This is a genomic window from Streptomyces sp. TRM68367 (assembly GCF_014495685.1).
Taxonomy (GTDB): domain Bacteria; phylum Actinomycetota; class Actinomycetes; order Streptomycetales; family Streptomycetaceae; genus Streptomyces.
Map to the genome: position 1 here is coordinate 1 of NZ_JACTVI010000057.1, position 18,841 is coordinate 18,841.

15 protein-coding genes and 2 rRNA genes are annotated in these 18,841 nt (G+C 70.9%); 13 read left to right on the plus strand and 4 right to left on the minus strand.

The annotated features are described in order from the left end of the window. Window positions 1–2,471: ribosomal RNA gene (locus tag H8R17_RS29140) — 23S ribosomal RNA — on the plus strand; the annotation flags it as partial. 194 nt (window positions 2,472–2,665) lie between these two features. Next, a 5S ribosomal RNA gene (rrf, locus tag H8R17_RS29145) occupies window positions 2,666–2,782 on the plus strand. 22 nt (window positions 2,783–2,804) lie between these two features. On the opposite strand, the gene H8R17_RS45860 is transcribed toward rrf, so the two are convergent. Continuing rightward, window positions 2,805–3,587, minus strand: a complete 783-nt coding sequence (locus H8R17_RS45860; protein WP_223125628.1) for a hypothetical protein — start codon at window positions 3,585–3,587, stop codon at window positions 2,805–2,807. 252 nt (window positions 3,588–3,839) lie between these two features. Between H8R17_RS45860 and H8R17_RS45865 the strand changes: the two genes are divergently transcribed. After that, window positions 3,840–4,571: a tetratricopeptide repeat protein gene (locus H8R17_RS45865; protein WP_223125617.1), complete on the plus strand. Its 732-nt coding sequence runs from the start codon at window positions 3,840–3,842 to the stop codon at window positions 4,569–4,571. A 70-nt stretch (window positions 4,572–4,641) separates the two neighbouring features. Here H8R17_RS45865 and H8R17_RS29155 read toward each other — a convergent pair whose 3' ends face one another. Further along, a complete protein-coding gene (locus tag H8R17_RS29155) occupies window positions 4,642–5,934 on the minus strand; it encodes a DUF1015 domain-containing protein (protein WP_187826211.1) in 1,293 nt (430 codons plus the stop codon). 72 nt (window positions 5,935–6,006) lie between these two features. Between H8R17_RS29155 and H8R17_RS29160 the strand changes: the two genes are divergently transcribed. The 4 genes from H8R17_RS29160 to H8R17_RS29175 all read left to right on the plus strand — a co-directional run bounded on the left by H8R17_RS29160 (window position 6,007) and on the right by H8R17_RS29175 (window position 10,284). Continuing rightward, complete coding sequence (locus H8R17_RS29160; RefSeq protein ID WP_187826212.1) at window positions 6,007–7,038, plus strand: HAD hydrolase-like protein; 1,032 nt, start codon at window positions 6,007–6,009, stop codon at window positions 7,036–7,038. 291 nt (window positions 7,039–7,329) lie between these two features. Next, window positions 7,330–8,370: an iron ABC transporter permease gene (locus H8R17_RS29165; protein ID WP_187826213.1), complete on the plus strand. Its 1,041-nt coding sequence runs from the start codon at window positions 7,330–7,332 to the stop codon at window positions 8,368–8,370. Beyond that, complete coding sequence (locus tag H8R17_RS29170) at window positions 8,367–9,413, plus strand: iron chelate uptake ABC transporter family permease subunit (protein ID WP_187826214.1); 1,047 nt, start codon at window positions 8,367–8,369, stop codon at window positions 9,411–9,413. The genes H8R17_RS29165 and H8R17_RS29170 overlap by 4 nt, the downstream gene beginning before the upstream one ends. 34 nt (window positions 9,414–9,447) lie before the next feature. Continuing rightward, entirely contained in the window at window positions 9,448–10,284 is an 837-nt protein-coding gene (locus H8R17_RS29175) for an ABC transporter ATP-binding protein (RefSeq protein WP_187826215.1), read from the plus strand. Between the two features lie 9 nt (window positions 10,285–10,293). On the opposite strand, the gene H8R17_RS29180 is transcribed toward H8R17_RS29175, so the two are convergent. Then, the gene (locus tag H8R17_RS29180; protein ID WP_187826216.1) at window positions 10,294–10,641 is read right to left on the minus strand and encodes a sterol-binding protein; all 348 of its coding nucleotides are present in this window, start codon (window positions 10,639–10,641) and stop codon (window positions 10,294–10,296) included. A gap of 42 nt (window positions 10,642–10,683) precedes the next feature. Between H8R17_RS29180 and H8R17_RS29185 the strand changes: the two genes are divergently transcribed. From H8R17_RS29185 to H8R17_RS29210, 6 genes are all read left to right on the plus strand, one after another. Continuing rightward, the gene (locus tag H8R17_RS29185; RefSeq protein ID WP_187826217.1) at window positions 10,684–11,028 is read left to right on the plus strand and encodes a hypothetical protein; all 345 of its coding nucleotides are present in this window, start codon (window positions 10,684–10,686) and stop codon (window positions 11,026–11,028) included. A gap of 7 nt (window positions 11,029–11,035) precedes the next feature. Next, window positions 11,036–11,851: a TlyA family RNA methyltransferase gene (locus tag H8R17_RS29190; protein WP_187826218.1), complete on the plus strand. Its 816-nt coding sequence runs from the start codon at window positions 11,036–11,038 to the stop codon at window positions 11,849–11,851. Beyond that, a complete protein-coding gene (locus H8R17_RS29195) occupies window positions 11,848–12,753 on the plus strand; it encodes an NAD kinase (protein ID WP_187826219.1) in 906 nt (301 codons plus the stop codon). The genes H8R17_RS29190 and H8R17_RS29195 overlap by 4 nt, the downstream gene beginning before the upstream one ends. 163 nt (window positions 12,754–12,916) lie before the next feature. Next, window positions 12,917–14,686: a DNA repair protein RecN gene (gene recN, locus H8R17_RS29200; protein WP_187826220.1), complete on the plus strand. Its 1,770-nt coding sequence runs from the start codon at window positions 12,917–12,919 to the stop codon at window positions 14,684–14,686. A 265-nt stretch (window positions 14,687–14,951) separates the two neighbouring features. After that, window positions 14,952–15,752 carry a hypothetical protein gene (locus H8R17_RS29205; RefSeq protein WP_187826221.1) on the plus strand — a complete coding sequence of 267 codons (801 nt, stop codon included), beginning with the start codon at window positions 14,952–14,954 and terminating at the stop codon, window positions 15,750–15,752. 177 nt (window positions 15,753–15,929) lie between these two features. Continuing rightward, window positions 15,930–17,072 (plus strand): glycosyltransferase family 4 protein, encoded by a 1,143-nt coding sequence (locus H8R17_RS29210; RefSeq protein ID WP_187826222.1) that lies wholly within the window; start codon window positions 15,930–15,932, stop codon window positions 17,070–17,072. Between the two features lie 6 nt (window positions 17,073–17,078). Here H8R17_RS29210 and H8R17_RS29215 read toward each other — a convergent pair whose 3' ends face one another. Further along, window positions 17,079–18,764, minus strand: coding sequence for a PucR family transcriptional regulator (locus H8R17_RS29215; RefSeq protein ID WP_223125611.1), 1,686 nt, complete (start codon window positions 18,762–18,764; stop codon window positions 17,079–17,081). Window positions 18,765–18,841 lie beyond the last annotated feature (77 nt).

Genomic DNA, 18,841 nt, shown 5'->3' on the forward strand with positions numbered 1-18,841 from the left:
TCGTGACTGCGTGCCTTTTGAAGAATGAGCCTGCGAGTTTGCGGTGTGTTGCGAGGTTAACCCGGGTGGGGTAGCCGTAGCGAAAGCGAGTCCGAAGAGGGCGTTTCAGTAGCACGCTCAAGACCCGAAGCGGAGTGATCTAGCCATGGGCAGGTTGAAGCGGCTGTAAGAGGTCGTGGAGGACCGAACCCACCAGGGTTGAAAACCTGGGGGATGACCTGTGGTTAGGGGTGAAAGGCCAATCAAACTCCGTGATAGCTGGTTCTCCCCGAAATGCATTTAGGTGCAGCGTCGTGTGTTTCTTGCCGGAGGTAGAGCACTGGATAGGCGATGGGCCCTACCGGGTTACTGACCTTAGCCAAACTCCGAATGCCGGTAAGTGAGAGCGCGGCAGTGAGACTGTGGGGGATAAGCTCCATGGTCGAGAGGGAAACAGCCCAGAGCATCGACTAAGGCCCCTAAGCGTACGCTAAGTGGGAAAGGATGTGGAGTCGCAGAGACAACCAGGAGGTTGGCTTAGAAGCAGCCATCCTTGAAAGAGTGCGTAATAGCTCACTGGTCAAGTGATTCCGCGCCGACAATGTAGCGGGGCTCAAGCGTACCGCCGAAGTCGTGTCAATCCAGCATATGCATCTAACGGTGGCTGGGTTGGGTAGGGGAGCGTCGTCTGCCGGGTGAAGCAGCCGTGTAAGCGAGTTGTGGACGGTTGACGAGTGAGAATGCAGGCATGAGTAGCGATACACACGTGGGAAACGTGTGCGCCGATTGACTAAGGGTTCCTGGGTCAAGCTGATCTGCCCAGGGTAAGTCGGGACCTAAGGCGAGGCCGACAGGCGTAGTCGATGGATAACCGGTTGATATTCCGGTACCCGCTGTGAAGCGTCAAGCATTGAATCCAGTGATGCTAAGCCCGTGAAGCCGTTCCGGACCCTTCGGGGAATGGAAAGTGGTGGAGCCGGTGGCCCGAGCTGGTAGTAGGTGAGTGATGGGGTGACGCAGGAAGGTAGTCCATCCCGGGCGGTGGTTGTCCCGGGGTAAGGGTGTAGGACGTCAGGTAGGTAAATCCGCCTGGCATGTGTCTGAGACCTGATGCCGAGCCGATTGTGGTGAAGTGGATGATCCTATGCTGTCGAGAAAAGCCTCTAGCGAGTTTTATGGCGGCCCGTACCCTAAACCGACTCAGGTGGTCAGGTAGAGAATACCGAGGCGTTCGGGTGAACTATGGTTAAGGAACTCGGCAAAATGCCCCCGTAACTTCGGGAGAAGGGGGGCCATTCCTGGTGAAGAGTCTTGCACTCGGAGCTGGGGGTGGCCGCAGAGACCAGCGAGAAGCGACTGTTTACTAAAAACACAGGTCCGTGCGAAGCCGTAAGGCGATGTATACGGACTGACGCCTGCCCGGTGCTGGAACGTTAAGGGGACCGGTTAGCTCCATTTCGGTGGGGCGAAGCTGAGAACTTAAGCGCCAGTAAACGGCGGTGGTAACTATAACCATCCTAAGGTAGCGAAATTCCTTGTCGGGTAAGTTCCGACCTGCACGAATGGCGTAACGACTTCTCGACTGTCTCAACCATAGGCCCGGTGAAATTGCACTACGAGTAAAGATGCTCGTTTCGCGCAGCAGGACGGAAAGACCCCGGGACCTTTACTACAGTTTGATATTGGTGTTCGGTTCGGCTTGTGTAGGATAGCTGGGAGACTGTGAAGCGCTAACGCCAGTTAGTGTGGAGTCGTCGTTGAAATACCAGTCTGGTCGTGCTGGATGTCTAACCTGGGTCCGTGATCCGGATCAGGGACAGTGTCTGATGGGTAGTTTAACTGGGGCGGTTGCCTCCTAAAGGGTAACGGAGGCGCCCAAAGGTTCCCTCAGCCTGGTTGGTAATCAGGTGTTGAGTGTAAGTGCACAAGGGAGCTTGACTGTGAGACCGACGGGTCGAGCAGGGACGAAAGTCGGGACTAGTGATCCGGCGGTGGCTTGTGGAAGCGCCGTCGCTCAACGGATAAAAGGTACCCCGGGGATAACAGGCTGATCTTCCCCAAGAGTCCATATCGACGGGATGGTTTGGCACCTCGATGTCGGCTCGTCGCATCCTGGGGCTGGAGTCGGTCCCAAGGGTTGGGCTGTTCGCCCATTAAAGCGGTACGCGAGCTGGGTTTAGAACGTCGTGAGACAGTTCGGTCCCTATCCGCTGTGCGCGTAGGAGTCTTGAGAAGGGCTGTCCCTAGTACGAGAGGACCGGGACGGACGAACCTCTGGTGTGCCAGTTGTTCTGCCAAGGGCATGGCTGGTTGGCTACGTTCGGGAGGGATAACCGCTGAAAGCATCTAAGCGGGAAGCCTGCTTCGAGATGAGGACTCCCACCCCCTTGAGGGGTTAAGGCTCCCAGGAGACGACTGGGTTGATAGGCCAGATCTGGAAGCACCGTGAGGTGTGGAGGTGACTGGTACTAATAGGCCGAGGGCTTGTCCATAGAGGCTCGCGTCCACTGTGTNAGGCCAGATCTGGAAGCACCGTGAGGTGTGGAGGTGACTGGTACTAATAGGCCGAGGGCTTGTCCATAGAGGCTCGCGTCCACTGTGTCAGTTCTGAGGCAACGAACAGTTGTCGGCTTTGAGCAGAACAGACAATTGAAGAGTGTGCTTGTTCGCTCGAAACCATTAGGGTTTCGGTGGTCATAGCGTAGGGGAAACGCCCGGTTACATTTCGAACCCGGAAGCTAAGCCCTATAGCGCCGATGGTACTGCAGGGGGGACCCTGTGGGAGAGTAGGACGCCGCCGAACAATCTTTGGGAAGGACCCCTGGTCACCAGCGTTCAGCTGGGGCCAGGGGTCCTTTCGTATTTCCAGAGCGCGCCGGGTACTCGGCTGCGCGAGAATGACTTGCGGTACCGAAGACAGGAGTCCACCGATGTCCACCAACTCTCCCGACGACCGACCGGAGCGCGATCAGCGGCGACGGGACAGTGGTGACCGCGGCGACCGTGGCGGTTTCCGCCGTGACAACGACCGCCGTGGCAACTCGCGGGGTGGCTCCGGCCGTCGCGACGGTGACCGGGGTGGCTTCCGGCGTGATGACAGCCGTGGCGGGCCTGGCCGACGGGACGATCGGCGGGACGATCGGCGGGACGATCGGCGGGACGATCGGCGGGACGATCGGCGGGACGATCGGCGGGACGATCGGCGGGAAGGCGACCGCGCCCCTCGTCCATCGTTCCAGCGCGGTGACCGCGACCGTGACGGCGGCCCGCGTCGGGACGACCGTGACCGCGGTTTCCGCCGGGACGACCGTGGTGAGCGGGGTGGTTTCCGCCGCGATGATCGCAGGGATGACCGCAGGGGTGAGCGCCGCGACGATCGGCGTGATGACCGCAGGGACGACCGCCGTGACGGCGACCGTGGCGGTTTCCGTCGCGACGACCGTGATCGCGGCCCGCGTCGGGACGACCGTGACCGCGGTTTCCGCCGGGACGACCGTGGCGATCGCGGCGAGCGGGGCGGCCGGGGTGGCTTCCGCCGCGACGAGCGTCGTGTTGATGACCGTCGGGACGATCGCCGGGACGACCACCGGGACGACCGCGGCGGCCACGGACGCCGCGAGGACAGCCGCGGCGATCGTGGCGGTCTCCGCGGCGAGCGCGGTGGCTTCCGGCGCCGGGACGACCGAGGTGGTTCCCGTGGCAGGGATGACCGAGGCGGCTTCCGTGGACGGGACGACCGAGGCGGCCGTGGCCCCCGGCGCGACGACCGGGGCCGTCCCGGCGGTGGGTCCCGGGACCGTGACGACCGGCGCGGCGGTGGCCGTTTCCGCGAGGAGCGGGATCGTGAGCCAATCAAGCGGCTGCCGATCCCGGAGGACGTCACGGGCGACGAGATCGACAAGGACGTGCGGCAGGAGTTGCAGAGCCTGCCGAAGACGCTCGCCGAAGACGTCGCCAAGAACCTGGTGATGGTCGCCCGGCTCCTGGACGAGGAGCCTGGGGCCGCGTACGGCTACTCCAAGGTGGCCCTGCGGCTGGCATCACGCGTCGCCGCAGTACGGGAGGCGGCCGGGTTCGCCGCGTACGCCAACCAGAAGTACGGGGAGGCGCTCGCCGAGTTCCGGGCTGCGCGGCGCATGACCGGCAACGTGGACCTGTGGCCCGTGATGGCCGACTGTGAGCGTGGGCTCGGGCGGCCGGAGAAAGCGCTGGACATGGCCGGGGCGCCGGAGGTGCACAAGCTCGACAAGGCCGGGCAGGTCGAGATGCGGCTCGTCGTGGCCGGCGCCCGGCGTGACATGGGGCAGCTGGACGCGGCGATTGTGACGCTGCAGAGTCCCGAGCTGGCCTCCAACGCCGTACAGCCGTGGAACGCGCGGCTGCGGTACGCGTACGCGGACGCGCTGCTCGCCGCCGGGCGGGATGGCGAGGCGCGGGAGTGGTTCGCGAAGGCGGTGGAGTCCGACCGGGACGGCAGCACGGACGCCTCCGACCGGCTCGCCGAGCTGGACGGGGTGGAGTTCGTCGATGCCCTGGACGAGCACGAGGGCGACGTGGACGTCGTGGAGGAAGGCGGCGGCGACAAGGACTGACGTGCCTGGGGAAGGGGCGGGATCCCTGGTGGGTCCCGCCCCTTCCCGTATTTCAGGTCCTCCCGCCGCGTCACAGGTCCAGCGCACGCAGGACCAGGCCCGACGCCGGTTTCGGGCCGAAGGACGTCGACTTGCGGGGCATGGTGACGCCCTGGCGGGCGAGGTCGCGGACGACCTCCTCGCGGACCGGGTGCATCAGGACGGCCGTACCGCCGTCGCGTTCCGCCTTCCTGACCGTGGCCGCCGTGTCGTGGATGTAGGCGATGTGGGCGGGGGAGTCCTCGGGTATGCGCCAGACGTGGTCGAGGAGGGTGGCGTGCAGGACCGTCGCGTCCAGGGTGCGCCAGGCCGCGGGGTGGCCGGTGGGGACCGTACGGGCGAGGAGCTCCGGGTCCGGGCGGTCGACGAGGTGGAAGGCTCCGCCGCCGGCGAGCAGGAACGCGTTGCCGGCGCAGGCCGCGTCCGCGAGCGTCTCCAGCGCCTCCTCCAGGGGTGCGTCCAGGCGCCGTACTTGGAACAGGCCGTCCAGGGCGGCCAGGGCGTCCCGCACCGGCAGGGCGTGCAGGAGGCGGTGGATGGCGCGGACGCGGAGCGGGTAGCGGGCCGTGTCGACCAGCAGGACCAGGCCGTGGTCCCAGGGGCTGGGCGAGGGATGCTCGGCGCACAGCGTGCGGTAGGTCGCCCAGCGGTGGTGTCCGTCGGCGATGAGGGCCTGGTGCTGGGCGAGGTCGGCCTGGATCTTCGCCACCTCGGTGGGGTCGGTGACCGACCACAGGCGGTGGCTGAAACCGTCCTCCGTGGTCGTCGACAGCAGCGGCGGCTTCTCGGCGGTCCGCTCGACGGCCTCGGCCGCGGCGGACGCCGGGCCGTTGCCGCGGTAGGTCAGCAGGAGAGGTTCGAGGTTGGCCGAGGTGGCCCGCATGAGGGCGGCGCGGTCGGCCACGATGTGCGGCATGACGTCCTCGTGAGGCAGCACCACGCCCTCCGCCGGGTCGGACACGCGCAGGGCCCCGATGATGCCGCGTTGCAGCATGCCGCCGCCGTCGCGCTGCTCGTAGACGTACAGGCCCGGTTCCGGGTCGGCGGTCAGGACGCCCTCGGACAGCCAGCGGCGCAGGGTGTCTGCGGCCTGTTCGTTGCGGGTGCTGGGTGTGGCGGCCTGCGGCAGGATCAGGCGGACGATGTTGTAAGGGTCCGCGGACTGGAGCTGGAGCACGCCGTCGGGGCGGACCACGACGTCGTACGGCGGGGAGGTCACGGCGGCGAGGCTGCCGACCCGGTCGGGGTCGTAGCGCAGGCCTCGGAACGGGGTGAGTTCCAGGCCCCGACGCGCCGTTGCTTCCGAGTGACCTGCTGTGTTCATCCCGGCATCGTACGGGTGTCAGTGGCATGGGGGATGATCGGGGGAAACGAGCACACCAGGGAGCGATGCGGAATGAGCCAGGGCGTCAGGACGAGGCCCGAGGGCAGTGGGCAGGCCCTGAGCGAGGCGTACGACACGGCCCTGCTCGACCTGGACGGGGTGGTGTACGCGGGCGGGAACGCGATCGCGCACGCCGTGGAGTCGCTCGCCACCGCCCGCGCAGGCGGAATGCATCTCGCGTACGTCACGAACAACGCCCTCAGGACTCCGGACACCGTCGCCGCGCATCTGACCGAGCTGGGCATACCGACAGGGGCCGGGGATGTGATCACCTCGGCGCAGGCGGTGGCCCGGCTGATCGCCGAGCAGGTGTCGGAGGGCTCCCGTGTGCTGGTGATCGGTGGGGAGGGGCTGCGGGTGGCGCTGCGCGAGCGCGGGCTCGTGCCTGTCGAGTCGGCGGAGGACGGCCCGGCGGCGGTGGTGCAGGGGTACGGCGGGCCCGAACTGCCGTGGGGGCGCTTCGCGGAGGCCTGTTACGCGATCGCGCGCGGGGTGCCGTGGTTCGCGTCCAACACCGACCTGACGATCCCGAGTGCGCGGGGGATCGCGCCGGGCAACGGTGCGGCGGTGGAGGTCGTACGCATAGCCACCGGTGCCGAGCCGCAGGTGGCGGGCAAGCCGCTGCCGCCGATGCACCGGGAGACGATCCTGCGCACGGGGGCGCGGCGGCCCCTGGTGGTCGGGGACCGGCTGGACACGGACATCGAGGGCGCGTTCAACGGGGACGTCGACTCGCTGCTCGTCCTGACCGGGGTGACCGACGCGGCGCGGCTGCTCGCTGCGCCGGCGCGGCATCGGCCGACGTATGTCGACGCGGATCTGCGGGGGCTGCTCACGGGGCAGCCGGAGGTCACCGAGGCGGGTGACGGTGGGTTCCGGTGCGGTGGCTGGACGGCGGCCGCCCGCGAGGATCGGCTGGAGCTGGAGGGTGACGGGGAGAGCCTGGACGGGCTGCGGGCGTTGTGCGCGGCGGCCTGGACGGTGGCCGGGGACGGTGTGAGTGAGCTGGATGCGGGGAAGGCGCTGGCGCGGCTGGGGTGGTGACAGGCGTCACCGGCCGGGAGGGCACCGGTGCGAGGGCTGGGCCGGGGTGGGTTCGCCGGTTGCCCGGCGTTGGGGTCGGGGTGGGTGCGCTCGCCCGCGCTGGCGGGGTGCCTCCCCCACGCTCGAACGAGTTCGCGCGGGGGGCACCCCCATCGCCCACCCGTGCCGCCCTGGGGGTACCTCCCAGGCCCTTTGAGGCACTGGGGGAGGCTGCGGACGCCACTGGCACCTGCGGCCGTGCTCCAGGGATCGGCTTCGTGGGTTTTTGCGAGGGTAGGCTAACCTAACTGCGTGCTGGCTGAGAGTCCTCCCGAACAGCGCGCGGAAGCCGCCGCGCCCCCCAACCGCCGGGCGATACGCGCCCTCGGTCTGCTCCTCTCCGCCGGGATTCTGGGGCTCGTCGCGCTGGCGAGCATCGCGGTCGGTGCGAAGGGGCTGTCCCTCGGGGAGGTGTGGCACGGGCTGTTCGAGGACTCGGGCACGTACGGTGACGTGGTCGTCGCCGACCGGCTGTCGCGGACGATCCTCGGGCTGCTCGCCGGCGCCGCGCTCGGCCTGGCCGGGGCGGTGCTCCAGGCGCTGACCCGCAATCCGCTGGCCGACCCCGGACTGCTCGGCATCAACGCGGGCGCGTCGGCTGCGGTCGTCACCGCCATCACCTACTTCGGCGTCACCTCACTGACCGGCTATGTGTGGTTCGCGTTCGCCGGTGCGGCCGTGGTCGGAGCGCTGGTGTGGTTCCTCGGCGGCGGCCGGGGCGCGACGCCGGTGCGGCTCGCGCTCGCCGGTACGGCGCTCACCGCCGCCCTGTACGGCTACCTCCAGGCCGTGATGATCATGGACGACGCGGCGCTCGGCAAGATGCGCTTCTGGACGGTCGGTTCGCTGGCCTCGGCGGACAACGGGATCATCCGGCAGGTGCTGCCGTTCCTCGCGGTCGGCATGGTTCTGGCGCTCGCCCTCGCACGGCCGCTCAACGCCATGGCCATGGGCGACGACACCGCGAAGGCCCTCGGTGCCAACCTGAACCGCACCCGGGCGCTGTCCATGCTCGCCGCCACCGTGCTGTGCGGGGCCGCGACCGCCGCCTGCGGGCCGATCGTGTTCGTCGGGCTGATGGTCCCGCATGTCGTCCGCTCCTTCACCGGGCCCGACCTGCGCTGGATCCTGCCGTACGCGGCGATCCTGTCGCCCGTGCTGCTGCTCGGCGCCGACGTCCTCGGCCGGATCGCCGCCCGGCCCGCGGAGGTCCAGGTCGGCATCGTCACCGCGATCCTCGGCGGCCCGGTGTTCATCTTTCTCGTACGACGGCGGAGGACGACGCAGCTGTGAAGACCACCCGTGCCAACCGAGCCGTAAGGACACCGGGCGGGCTGTCCCTCCGGCTGGACGTCCGGGCCCTGACCGTCGTCGTCCTGCTGCTGGCCGCCGCGCTGGCCGCGAGCGTCGTGCTGATCGGCACCGGCGACTTCCCGATCCCGGCCGGCGACGTGCTGAAGACGCTGGTCGGCGACGGCAACCCCGGGCAGGAGTTCATCGTCAACGAGCTGCGGCTGCCGCGCGTCCTGGTGGGGCTGCTGGTCGGCGCCTCGCTGGGCCTCGGCGGCGCGCTGTTCCAGTCCATCTCCCGCAATCCGCTGGGCAGTCCGGATGTGCTCGGCCTCGGACAGGGCGCCACGGCCGGCGCGCTCGTGATGATCGTGGTGTTCTCCGGCAGCGCCAACCAGGTGGCCGTCGGCGCGCTCATCGGCGGCCTCGTGACCGGCATGGCCATCTATCTGCTCGCCTGGAAGCGGGGCGTGCACGGCTACCGGCTGGTCCTGGTCGGCATCGGCGTCTCCGCAATCATGACGGCGGTCAACGGCTATCTGCTCACCAAGTCCGACATCGTCGACGCCGCCCGCGCGGTCGTGTGGATGACCGGATCCCTGGGCGGCCGTGACTGGGCCCAGGTCTGGCCGCTGCTCGCGCTGTGCGCCGTGCTCGTGCCGCTCGTCCTCGCGGGCGCGCGCGGGCTGCGAATGATGGAGATGGGCGACGACGTGTCGTACGCCCTCGGGGTGCGGGCCGAACGCGTACGGCTGCTGCTGATGGTGGCCGCCGTCCTGTTCACCGCGGCCGCGACCGCCGCCGCCGGTCCCGTCAGCTTCGTCGCGCTCACTGCGCCGCAGCTCGCCCGGCGCCTGACCCGCTCGCCCGGGCCGAACCTGCTGCCGTCCCTGTGCATGGGCGCCGCCCTGCTGGTCACCGCCGACTGGGCCTCGCAGCGGGCGTTCGGCGCGGACCAGCTGCCCGTGGGTGTGGTCACCGGCGTGCTCGGCGGCGTCTACCTGCTGTGGCTGCTGGTCACCGAGCGCAGGGCCGGCCGGATATGAGTGGCTCAGCGAACAAGAACACCGAAGGAGCACCGTGAACCGCCTGTCCGCCGAGACCGTCACCCTCGCCTACGACCAGCGCGTCATCGCCGAGCAGCTGTCGGTGGAGATACCCGACAACTCGTTCACCGTGATCGTCGGCCCGAACGCGTGCGGCAAGTCGACGCTCCTGCGGGCGCTGTCGCGGATGCTCAGGCCCAGTCAGGGCCGGGTGCTGCTGGACGGGCAGGTCATCCAGTCGATGCCGGCGAAGAAGGTAGCCCGGACCCTCGGCCTGCTGCCCCAGTCGTCGATCGCGCCCGACGGGATCACCGTCGCCGACCTGGTGGGCCGGGGCCGGTACCCGCACCAGGGCGTCCTGCGCCAGTGGTCGACCGAGGACGAGCGGGTCGTCCAGGAGTCCATGCGGCAGACCGGGGTCGCCGAACTCGCCGGCCGGTACGTCGGCGAGCTCTCCGGCGGCCAGCGGCAGCGTGTGTGGATCGCCATGGCGCTCGCCCAGCAGACGCCGCTGCTGCTGCTCGACGAGCCGACGACGTATCTGGACATCCAGCACCAGATCGACGTGCTCGACCTGTGCGCGGAGCTGCACGAGGAGCAGGGGCGCACGCTCGTCGCCGTGCTGCACGACCTGAACCACGCCGCCCGGTACGCCACCCACCTCATCGCCCTGCGCGGCGGCGAGGTCATCGCCGAGGGCGCGCCCGGCGACATCGTCACGGCCGAGCTGGTCGAGCACGTGTTCGGGTTGCGGTGTCAGGTCATCGACGATCCGGAGACGGGGACGCCGCTGGTGGTGCCGGCCGCGCGGAAGGCCCGGGCCGGGGCGAAGACGGACGTGACGAAGGTGGCCGCTACAGAAGCTTCCTGAGGGTGCCCGCTACAGGAGCTTCCTGAGCAGGAGCAGATCGCGCAGGCCCGCATGCAGTTTCACGCGGCCCGAGCCCCAGGCCTTGGCGAAGTGCAGCTCGCCGTCGACCAGGGCCACCAGGTCGTCGCCGGACAGGGCCAGTCTGATCTGGGCCTTCTCGCGGGGCGGCCCCTGGAGCGTCTCCCGGACCTCGATCCGCCCGCCGGCCATGCGGCCGGCGAACGTGACGTCCAGGTCGGTGATGTGGCAGCTCACGGAGCGGTCCAGGGCCGCGGCCGTGCGGACGTCCCCTTCGGCGTGCTGCATGTTGTCGGAGAGCTTGTCGAGTGCGGCGCGGCACTCCTCGATCGTGGCCATCGCGATCGACGGTACCCCAGGAATTCGCGGTAGCGTCAGGGCATGAACGACTCTCTGCCCGAGACCGACGCCCAGGTGGCGGCGGAGGAGCAGCCCGAGTACGACTCCGTGTACGACCCCGCCGCCCCCGCCCCGCTGAACGTCCCCCGCACGCCCACCGGCAACGCCGAGGTGGACGTCCAGCTGGAGCGGCTGGGCGACGCCGACCACCTCGCCACGGACGGGCACGTCGAGGTGTACGAGGATGTGCACCGGGGGCTGCGCGACGCGCTCACCGCGCTCGACGCCCGCCCGGGACCGCCGGCTCCCACCCGTCACCCGACCACCACCCCTCAACGAGGCCCTTCGGGCCACGAGTCAGATTCGTCGTACGGACACAGGAGCTGAACCGACCGTGGCAGGAGTCGCACGCCGCCGTCTCGACGCGGAGCTGGTCCGCCGGAAGCTCGCGCGCTCGCGCGAGCACGCCAGCCAGCTGATCGCCGCCGGGCGGGTCACCGTCGCCAAGGCCGTCGCGACCAAGCCCGCCACGCAGGTGGAGACCGCCGCGGCCATCGTCGTCACCGCCGACGACAGCGACCCCGACTACGTCTCCCGCGGCGGCCACAAGCTCGCCGGCGCGCTCAAGGCCTTCGTGCCGCAGGGGCTGGTCGTCGAGGGGCGCCGGGCCCTGGACGCCGGCGCGTCCACCGGCGGCTTCACCGACGTCCTGCTGCGGGCCGGGGCCGCGCACGTCGTCGCCGTGGACGTCGGATACGGACAACTCGCCTGGTCTCTCCAGAATGATGAACGAGTCACCGTCAAGGACCGTACGAACGTACGCGAGTTGACGCTCGAAGCGATCGATGGGGAACCAGTGGATCTTGTCGTGGGGGATCTGTCCTTCATCCCGCTCGGCCTGGTGCTCCCCGCCCTGGCGCGGTGCACGAAGCCGGACGCCGACCTGGTGATGATGGTGAAACCGCAGTTCGAGGTGGGCAGGGAACGGCTGGGCAGCGGGGGAGTCGTGCGCAGCCCCCAGCTGCGCGCCGAGGCCGTGCGGGGGGTGGCCGAGAAGGCCTGGGGGATGGGCCTCGGGGTACGGGGCGTGACGGCCAGTCCACTGCCCGGGCCCTCGGGCAATGTCGAATACTTCCTGTGGCTGCGGGCCGGGGCCGACGCACTGGACCCGGCCGACGTTGACCGTGCAGTGGCGGAGGGGCCGCGTTGACACAGAACCGAGCTCGTACTGTTTTCCTGCTCGCCCACACGGGGCGGCCGGCGGCGATTCGCAGCGCCGAGCTGTTGGTCAAGGGCCTGCTGCGGTGCGGTATCGGCGTGCGCGGCCTGGAGGCGGAGGCACACGATCTGCCGCTGCCCGAAGAGGTCGAGCTGGTCAGGGAGGCGACTGCGGAGTGCCTCGACGGGTGCGAGCTGCTGATCGTGCTGGGCGGCGACGGCACGCTGCTGCGCGGTGCCGAGTTCGCGCGTGCGTCCGGGGTGCCCATGCTCGGGGTCAACCTCGGGCGGGTCGGGTTCCTCGCCGAGGCCGAGCGGGACGACCTGGAGAAGGTCGTCGACCGGGTGGTGACCAGGGCGTACGAGGTCGAGGAGCGCATGACCATCGACGTGGTCGTGCACCGCAACGGCGAGATCGTGCACACCGACTGGGCGCTCAACGAGGCCGCCGTGCAGAAGGGGTCCGTCGAGAAGCTCCTGGAGGTGGTCCTGGAGGTCGACGGGCGGCCGGTGACCGGGTTCGGCTGTGACGGGATCGTGTGTGCGACGCCGACGGGTTCGACGGCGTACGCGTTCTCGGCGGGCGGGCCTGTGGTGTGGCCGGAGGTGGAGGCGCTGCTGATGGTGCCGATCTCGGCGCACGCGCTTTTTGCCAAGCCGCTGGTGACGTCGCCGGATTCGGTGCTCGCGGTTGAGGTGGTGCCGCATATTTCGCCGGGTGTGTTGTGGTGTGACGGGCGGCGGACTGTGGAGTTGCCGCCTGGGGCGCGGGTTGAGGTGCGGCGGGGGGCTGTGCCGGTGCGGTTGGCCCGGCTGCATCATGCGTCGTTCACGGATCGGCTGGTGGCGAAGTTTGCGTTGCCGGTTTCGGGGTGGCGGGGGGCGCCTCATTAGCCATCTGTGAGGAGCGGTTTCTCGTCGTCGGCGGGTGCGGGTGGTCTGCGGCTGGTCGCGCCCACGCGGCGGAGCCGCATATTGATACACCCCCGCGCCCCTTTCAGGTTGGGACACTCCCCTAGGTGACAGGGTGCCTCGCACTGGGGTGGCCGGACCTCGTATGGTCATGTTCGTGTTGGAGGAGATGCGGATACGGTCGCTCGGAGTGATCGACGACGCTGTCGTCGAGCTGTCGCCCGGATTCACCGCCGTCACCGGTGAGACGGGTGCGGGCAAGACCATGGTGGTCACCAGTCTCGGGCTGCTGCTGGGCGGGCGGGCGGATCCGGCGCTCGTGCGGATCGGTGCCGGCAAGGCGGTCGTCGAGGGGCGGATCACCGTGCCCGACGACGCCGCGGCCGCCGTACGCGCCGAGGAGGCCGGGGCCGAGCTGGACGACGGGGCGCTGCTGATCAGCCGTACCGTGTCCGCCGAGGGGCGTTCGCGGGCGCATCTGGGCGGGCGCAGCGTGCCCGTGGGGATGCTCGCCGAGCTGGCCGACGAGCTGGTGGCCGTGCACGGGCAGACCGACCAGCAGGGGCTGCTGAAACTGTCCCGGCAGCGGCAGGCGCTCGACCGGTACGCCTCAGACGCTGTCGCCGTGCCGCTCGCCAAGTACACCGAGGCGTACCGGCGGCTGCGGGCCGTGTCCGCCGAGCTGGACGAGATCACCACGCGCGCGCGTGAGCGGGCCCAGGAGGCCGACATGCTGCGCTACGGGCTCGACGAGATCGCCGCCGTCGAGCCGCGTACCGGTGAGGACACGGAGCTGGCGGAGGAGGCGGAGCGGCTGGGGCACGCGGAGGCCCTGTCGTCCGCCGCCACGGCCGCGCACGCGGCGCTCGCGGGCAATCCGGAGGACCCCGAGGGCATCGACGCGGCCACGCTCGTCGCGGGCGCCCAGCGCGCCCTGGACGCCGTACGGTCGCACGACCCGGCGCTGGCCTCGCTCGCCGACCGGATCGGCGAGGTCGGCATCCTGCTGCGCGACGTGGCCGGGGAGCTGGCGGGGTACGCCGACGACCTGGACGCCGATCCGCTGCGGCTGGGGGCCGTCGAGGAGCGGCGGGCCGCGCTCACCGGGCTGACCCGGAAGTACGGCGAGGACGTCGCCGCCGTGCTGGCCTGGTCGGAGAGCAGTGCGCAACGGCTGACCGAACTCGACAGCGACGACGAGCGGATCGGGGAACTCACCTCCGAGCGGGACGCGCTCCGGATCGAACTGGGCGGTCTCGCACAGGCGTTGACGGACGCGCGGACCGACGCCGCCGAGCGGTTCGCCGCCGCCGTGACCGCCGAGCTGGCCTCGCTCGCCATGCCCCACGCGCGCGTGTCGTTCGACATCCGGCAGACCGAGGACCCCGAGGGCATCGAGGTCGGCGGGCGTACGGTCGCGTGCGGGCCGTCGGGCGCAGACGAGGTGGAACTGCTGCTGGCCCCGCACCCGGGGGCGCCGCCGCGGCCCATCGCCAAGGGCGCGTCCGGTGGTGAGCTGTCGCGCGTGATGCTGGCCGTGGAAGTCGTGTTCGCGGGGACGGATCCCGTGCCGACGTATCTCTTCGACGAGGTCGACGCCGGTGTCGGCGGCAAGGCGGCCGTGGAGATCGGGCGGCGGCTCGCGCGGCTGGCGAAGACCGCGCAGGTGGTGGTCGTGACGCATCTGCCGCAGGTGGCCGCGTTCGCCGACCGGCAGCTGCTGGTCGAGAAGACCAACGAAGGGTCGGTGACCCGGTCGGGTGTGAAGGTGCTCGAAGGGGAGGAGCGGATCCGGGAGTTGTCCCGGATGCTCGCCGGGCAGGAGGACTCGGAGACGGCCCGGGCCCACGCGGAGGAACTGCTGGAGACGGCTCGCGCGGACGCTAGTGCCGCGACAGGCAACGTTTGTCCGTGAAGGAGCGGCGTCCGGTGCGTGCTCTCGGCGTGCCGGCCGGAAGTCCTCGTACTGGATGTACTTGGGCTTTCGTCCGGTGCGGCGAGAGGGCGTGCCGGGCGTCGCGACGGGGCGAACGTTGCCTGCCGGGGCACTGGCCAGCCGACGGTGCGGCTGGGGCGTAGGGCGAGCTTCCGCGTCCGGCGCTTCGGGAGCACGCGCCCACGGCGGCATCGGACGACTCTTCGGGCGGACGACGGGAGGCGAGAGGGCCTAGGCTGGCCGGATGATCGATCGCCGCGCCCGCAGGACCGTCTCGTTCGCACTCGCCTCCGCCGTCACCCGTGCCGGGACGGCCGCTCTCCGCGCCGTGGCGCCGGGCGGGCGTGAGCGGTGGGAGCGGAAGAACTACGCGGGGCGGACCGTCGAGTTGTACGCGGGGCCGGCGTCCGCCGTGGCGGTGGCGGCCGGGGCGGCGCGGGTGCGGCCCGCCGCAGGGCTCGCCGTCCTCGTCGCCGGGATGTGCGGGGCCTACGACGACGTCGCCGGGGCCGGGGATCCGCGGCGCGGCTTCCGGGCGCATCTCGCCGCGCTTCGGGACGGCGAGGTGACCGGCGGTGCGGTCAAGCTGTTCGGGATCTCCGCGGCCGGGCTCGCCGCCGGGGCGCTGCTCAAGGAGCGGCCGCTGGACAAGGTGCTCGCCGGGGTCGTGATCGCCGGTGCCGCGCACGCCGTCAACCTCGTTGACGTACGGCCAGGGAGAGCCGCCGGTGCCGTGCTCGCGCTCGGGGTGCCGGGGCTGCTCCGGCCGGGCGCCGGGGCGGAGTTGGCCGCCGCCGCGACGGGCGCCGCCGCGGCCGTACTGCCCGACGACCTCGGCGAGCGCGCGATGATCGGCGACACCGGGGCACACGCGCTGGGCGCGGCCCTCGGCGCCGCCGTCGTCGCCGGATGGGGGTCCAACCGCTCGAGCGAAGCCGGGAGTGGGGGAGGGCGCGCCGGGCTGCTCGCCCACGCCGCCGCTCTCGTGGCCGCGACCGTGTACGGCGACAAGGTCAGCGAGATGGCGGCCCGCTCACTCGTGTGAGCGAAACGCCCGGCTCGTCCCGCCGGGCACGGTACGCACCGGCATTCCAGGAACGGCCTTGTGTCCTGGCATCCTTGACGGTGTACGCGTAGCAGACCGCGCGGTACACCCCCTGTGCACGATCCTTCTGTACTTTCGTCGTGACCAGCCCGACGCCGAACCAGGAGCCCCGCCCGCGTGACCCCCGTGAGCAGCCACTCACCGCACGGCCAGTCGCCGCTGCGCACCGTGCAGGTGCTGGGCGGAGGCAACGCCGCCAGCAGCGCCCACGTGCGCTCGCTGGCCGCGGGGCTCGTCGCACGGGGCGTGAAAGTCACGGTGTGCGCCCCCGCAGAGGCCGAGCACACCTACGACTTCACCGGTGTCGGCGCCGACCATGTGCACGTGCCGCGCAGCAGCGACCCGGTCTCGGTGGCCGCGCTGCGGGCGATCTGCGCGGGCGCCGACCTGGTGCACGCGCACGGACTGCACGCCTCCTTCCGGACCGTGCTCGCCCTCGGCGGGCGGCGGGTGCGCACCCCGCTCGTCGTCACCTGGCACGACCGGGCACAGGCCGACGGCGCGCGCGCCCACATGCTGCGGCTGCTGGAGCGGCGGGTCCTGAAGGCGGCCACCGTGGTCCTCGGCGCCACCTCGGACCTCGTCGACCGGGCCAGGCGCACCGGCGCGCGGGACGCGCGGCTCGCCGCCGTCGCCCTGCCCGGCCCGCGCCGGCCCGTCGAGCCGGACGATCCCGACCGGCTGCGCCCCAAGCTCCGGGCCGAACTCGGCGCCACCGAACGCCCGTTGCTCATGGCCGTCGGCTCCCTCGACCGGCACCGGGGCTACGACGTCCTGCTCGACGCCACGCGCGCGTGGCGCCGCCTCGACCCGGTGCCTCTGGTGGTGATCGCCGGCGAGGGCCCGCTGCGCGGCGAACTCCAGCACCGGATCGAGGAGGAGGAACTGCCGGTCCGGCTCATCGGGCGCCGCGAGGACGTCCCCGACCTGCTCGCCGCCGCCGACCTCGCGCTCCTGCCGAGCCGCTGGGAATCGCGCTCCCTGCTCGCCCAGGAGGCCCTCCACGCGCGCGTGCCGCTCGTCGCGACCGACGTCGGCGGCATCCCCGAACTCGTCGGCGATGCCGCCGAACTGGTCCCGTACGGCGACGCCGAAGCCCTCGCCGACACCGTCGTACGCCTCCTCGACGACCCCGGACACCGGGAGCTGCTCAAGGAGAAGGGAGCGCGGCAGGCGGCCAGTTGGCCAACCGAGGACGAGACCTTGGCCCAAGTTCTCAGCGTGTACGACGAGCTGACGCAGCCACAGCCACTGATCTAGGCGTCTCTACGGCACGTGCCGTCGGGCCCGTAGCGCCAGGCTCAGTGCCAGGACCGTGTGCGGGTCGTCGAGGTCCGTGCCGAGCAACTCCCCGATGCGGGCGAGGCGGTTGTACAACGTCTGCCGGTTCAGGTGCAGTTCGCGGGCCGTCTCCGCCTTGCGGCCGGCATGCGCCAGGTAGGTCTCCAGCGTGGGGAGCAGCGGCGGTTTGGAGCGGTCGTCGTGGGCCAGGAGAGGGCCGATCGCGCGGTCCACGAACGCCGCCAGGTCCGGGTGGTCGCGCAGCCGCCACAGCAGCAGGTCGGTGTCGAGGCGGCGGGCGTCGTACCACGGCCGGTCCGGCAGGCCCTGCGCCGCGGCCGCCGTCTCCGCCGCGTGCCGCAGTCCCGCTGACGCCGCCGCCCAGCCGCCGGCCACGCCGACGATCACCACCGGCGGCTGTGCGCCGGGCCGCAGCATCCCGGCCCGTTCCACCCCGGCCCGCAGCGCCGCCGCGACCCGGTCCGCGACCGTCGGCCGCTCCGCCTCCGAGCGCAGACCGAGCAGCACCGGGACACGGCCCTCGACCGGCCGTACGCCCAGCAGCACCGGCAGGCCCACCGAGGTCAGCTCCTCCGACACCGCGCGCGCCAGCACCGCCCAGCCGCCGCCCGGAGCCACGGTGTCGCCGAGCCGCATCACCACCGGCAGCAGCGGGCCGGCGCCCGGTTTGAAGCCCAGCACGCGCGCCTGTGCCGGGGCGTCCTCCGCGGTGATGCGGCCCTCCGCGAGGTCGGTGAGGAAGTCGCCGCGCCCGCGCGCCGCCAGCTCCTCCTCCTGGCGGGCCTGCATCAGCACCACGGCCAGGAGGCCCGCCGCGCGCTCGGCCGCCATCCGGTGCACCGGCGCCAGGGCGGTCCGGACGGGGAGCAGGACCAGGCGCGCCCGTACCGACCCCGTCCCGGGGCCGCCGCCCGGCACGTCCACCAGAACCGAGCCGGACAAGGGCGGTTCGTCCTTGTGCTGGCCGCGCAGCCCCTCCCACACCTGGAGCGGGTCCGCGCCCTCAGGACCGGACCCGGCGGCGTACAGGAGCCGTCCGTCCGCCGTCTCCAGGAACACCGGGTTGCCGCTGAAGTCGGCCAGGATGCCGAGGACTTGGGGCACTCCGCCGCCGCCCAGCAAGGCCTGGGTGCAGCGGCGGTGGATCTCCTCGGCCCGCTGGAGCAGCGCGTAGTGGCCGTTGACGATCTCGGTGTGGATCTCCTCCGTGACCGCCACGAAAGGCACTTCGCGGTGCAGCTGGACGAGCGGGAGACCGGCCGTGCGTGCCGAGTCGACGAGGGCCGCGGGAAGGCGCTTGAAGCGGGGGCCGAGTTCTACGACGAGGGCGGCGATGCCGCGCTCGGCCAGCGTACGGACGAACGCGCGCTGCTCGGCGGGGCGGGTGCCGAGGCCGTAGCCCGTGGTCAGCAGCAGCTCGCCGCCCTTCATGAGGGAGGCGATGTGCGGTACCTCGCCCGCGTGCACCCAGCGCACGGTGCGGTGCAGCCGGTCGGCGCCGGCCAGGACCTCCGGGAGTCCGCCGCGCAGTCCGGGCAGCTCCAGGGCCCGCTGCACGGTGATTCCGGCGCCGTGGGTCTCGTATCCGCCGCCTTGGGTGTCGTATGCGTCGTCCGGTGTGGCGTGTGCGTCGTGCCTGCCGGTGTCCATGGGCCGGACGCTACCCGTGCGGCTGCCTGCGGGACATCTTCGCGCGGTCCCGGCGACGCTCACGGGCTGGGTTGGCG

What these genes read in the sequence shown, in the direction of transcription:
- H8R17_RS29155 (WP_187826211.1), bottom strand. Translation starts at nt 5,934, where the DNA reads ATGAACACAGCAGGTCACTCGGAAGCAACGGCGCGTCGGGGCCTGGAA.
- H8R17_RS29160 (WP_187826212.1), top strand. Translation starts at nt 6,007, where the DNA reads ATGAGCCAGGGCGTCAGGACGAGGCCCGAGGGCAGTGGGCAGGCCCTG.
- H8R17_RS29180 (WP_187826216.1), bottom strand. Translation starts at nt 10,641, where the DNA reads ATGGCCACGATCGAGGAGTGCCGCGCCGCACTCGACAAGCTCTCCGAC.
- H8R17_RS29185 (WP_187826217.1), top strand. Translation starts at nt 10,684, where the DNA reads ATGAACGACTCTCTGCCCGAGACCGACGCCCAGGTGGCGGCGGAGGAG.
- recN (WP_187826220.1), top strand. Translation starts at nt 12,917, where the DNA reads ATGGTCATGTTCGTGTTGGAGGAGATGCGGATACGGTCGCTCGGAGTG.
- H8R17_RS29205 (WP_187826221.1), top strand. Translation starts at nt 14,952, where the DNA reads ATGATCGATCGCCGCGCCCGCAGGACCGTCTCGTTCGCACTCGCCTCC.
- H8R17_RS29215 (WP_223125611.1), bottom strand. Translation starts at nt 18,764, where the DNA reads ATGGACACCGGCAGGCACGACGCACACGCCACACCGGACGACGCATAC.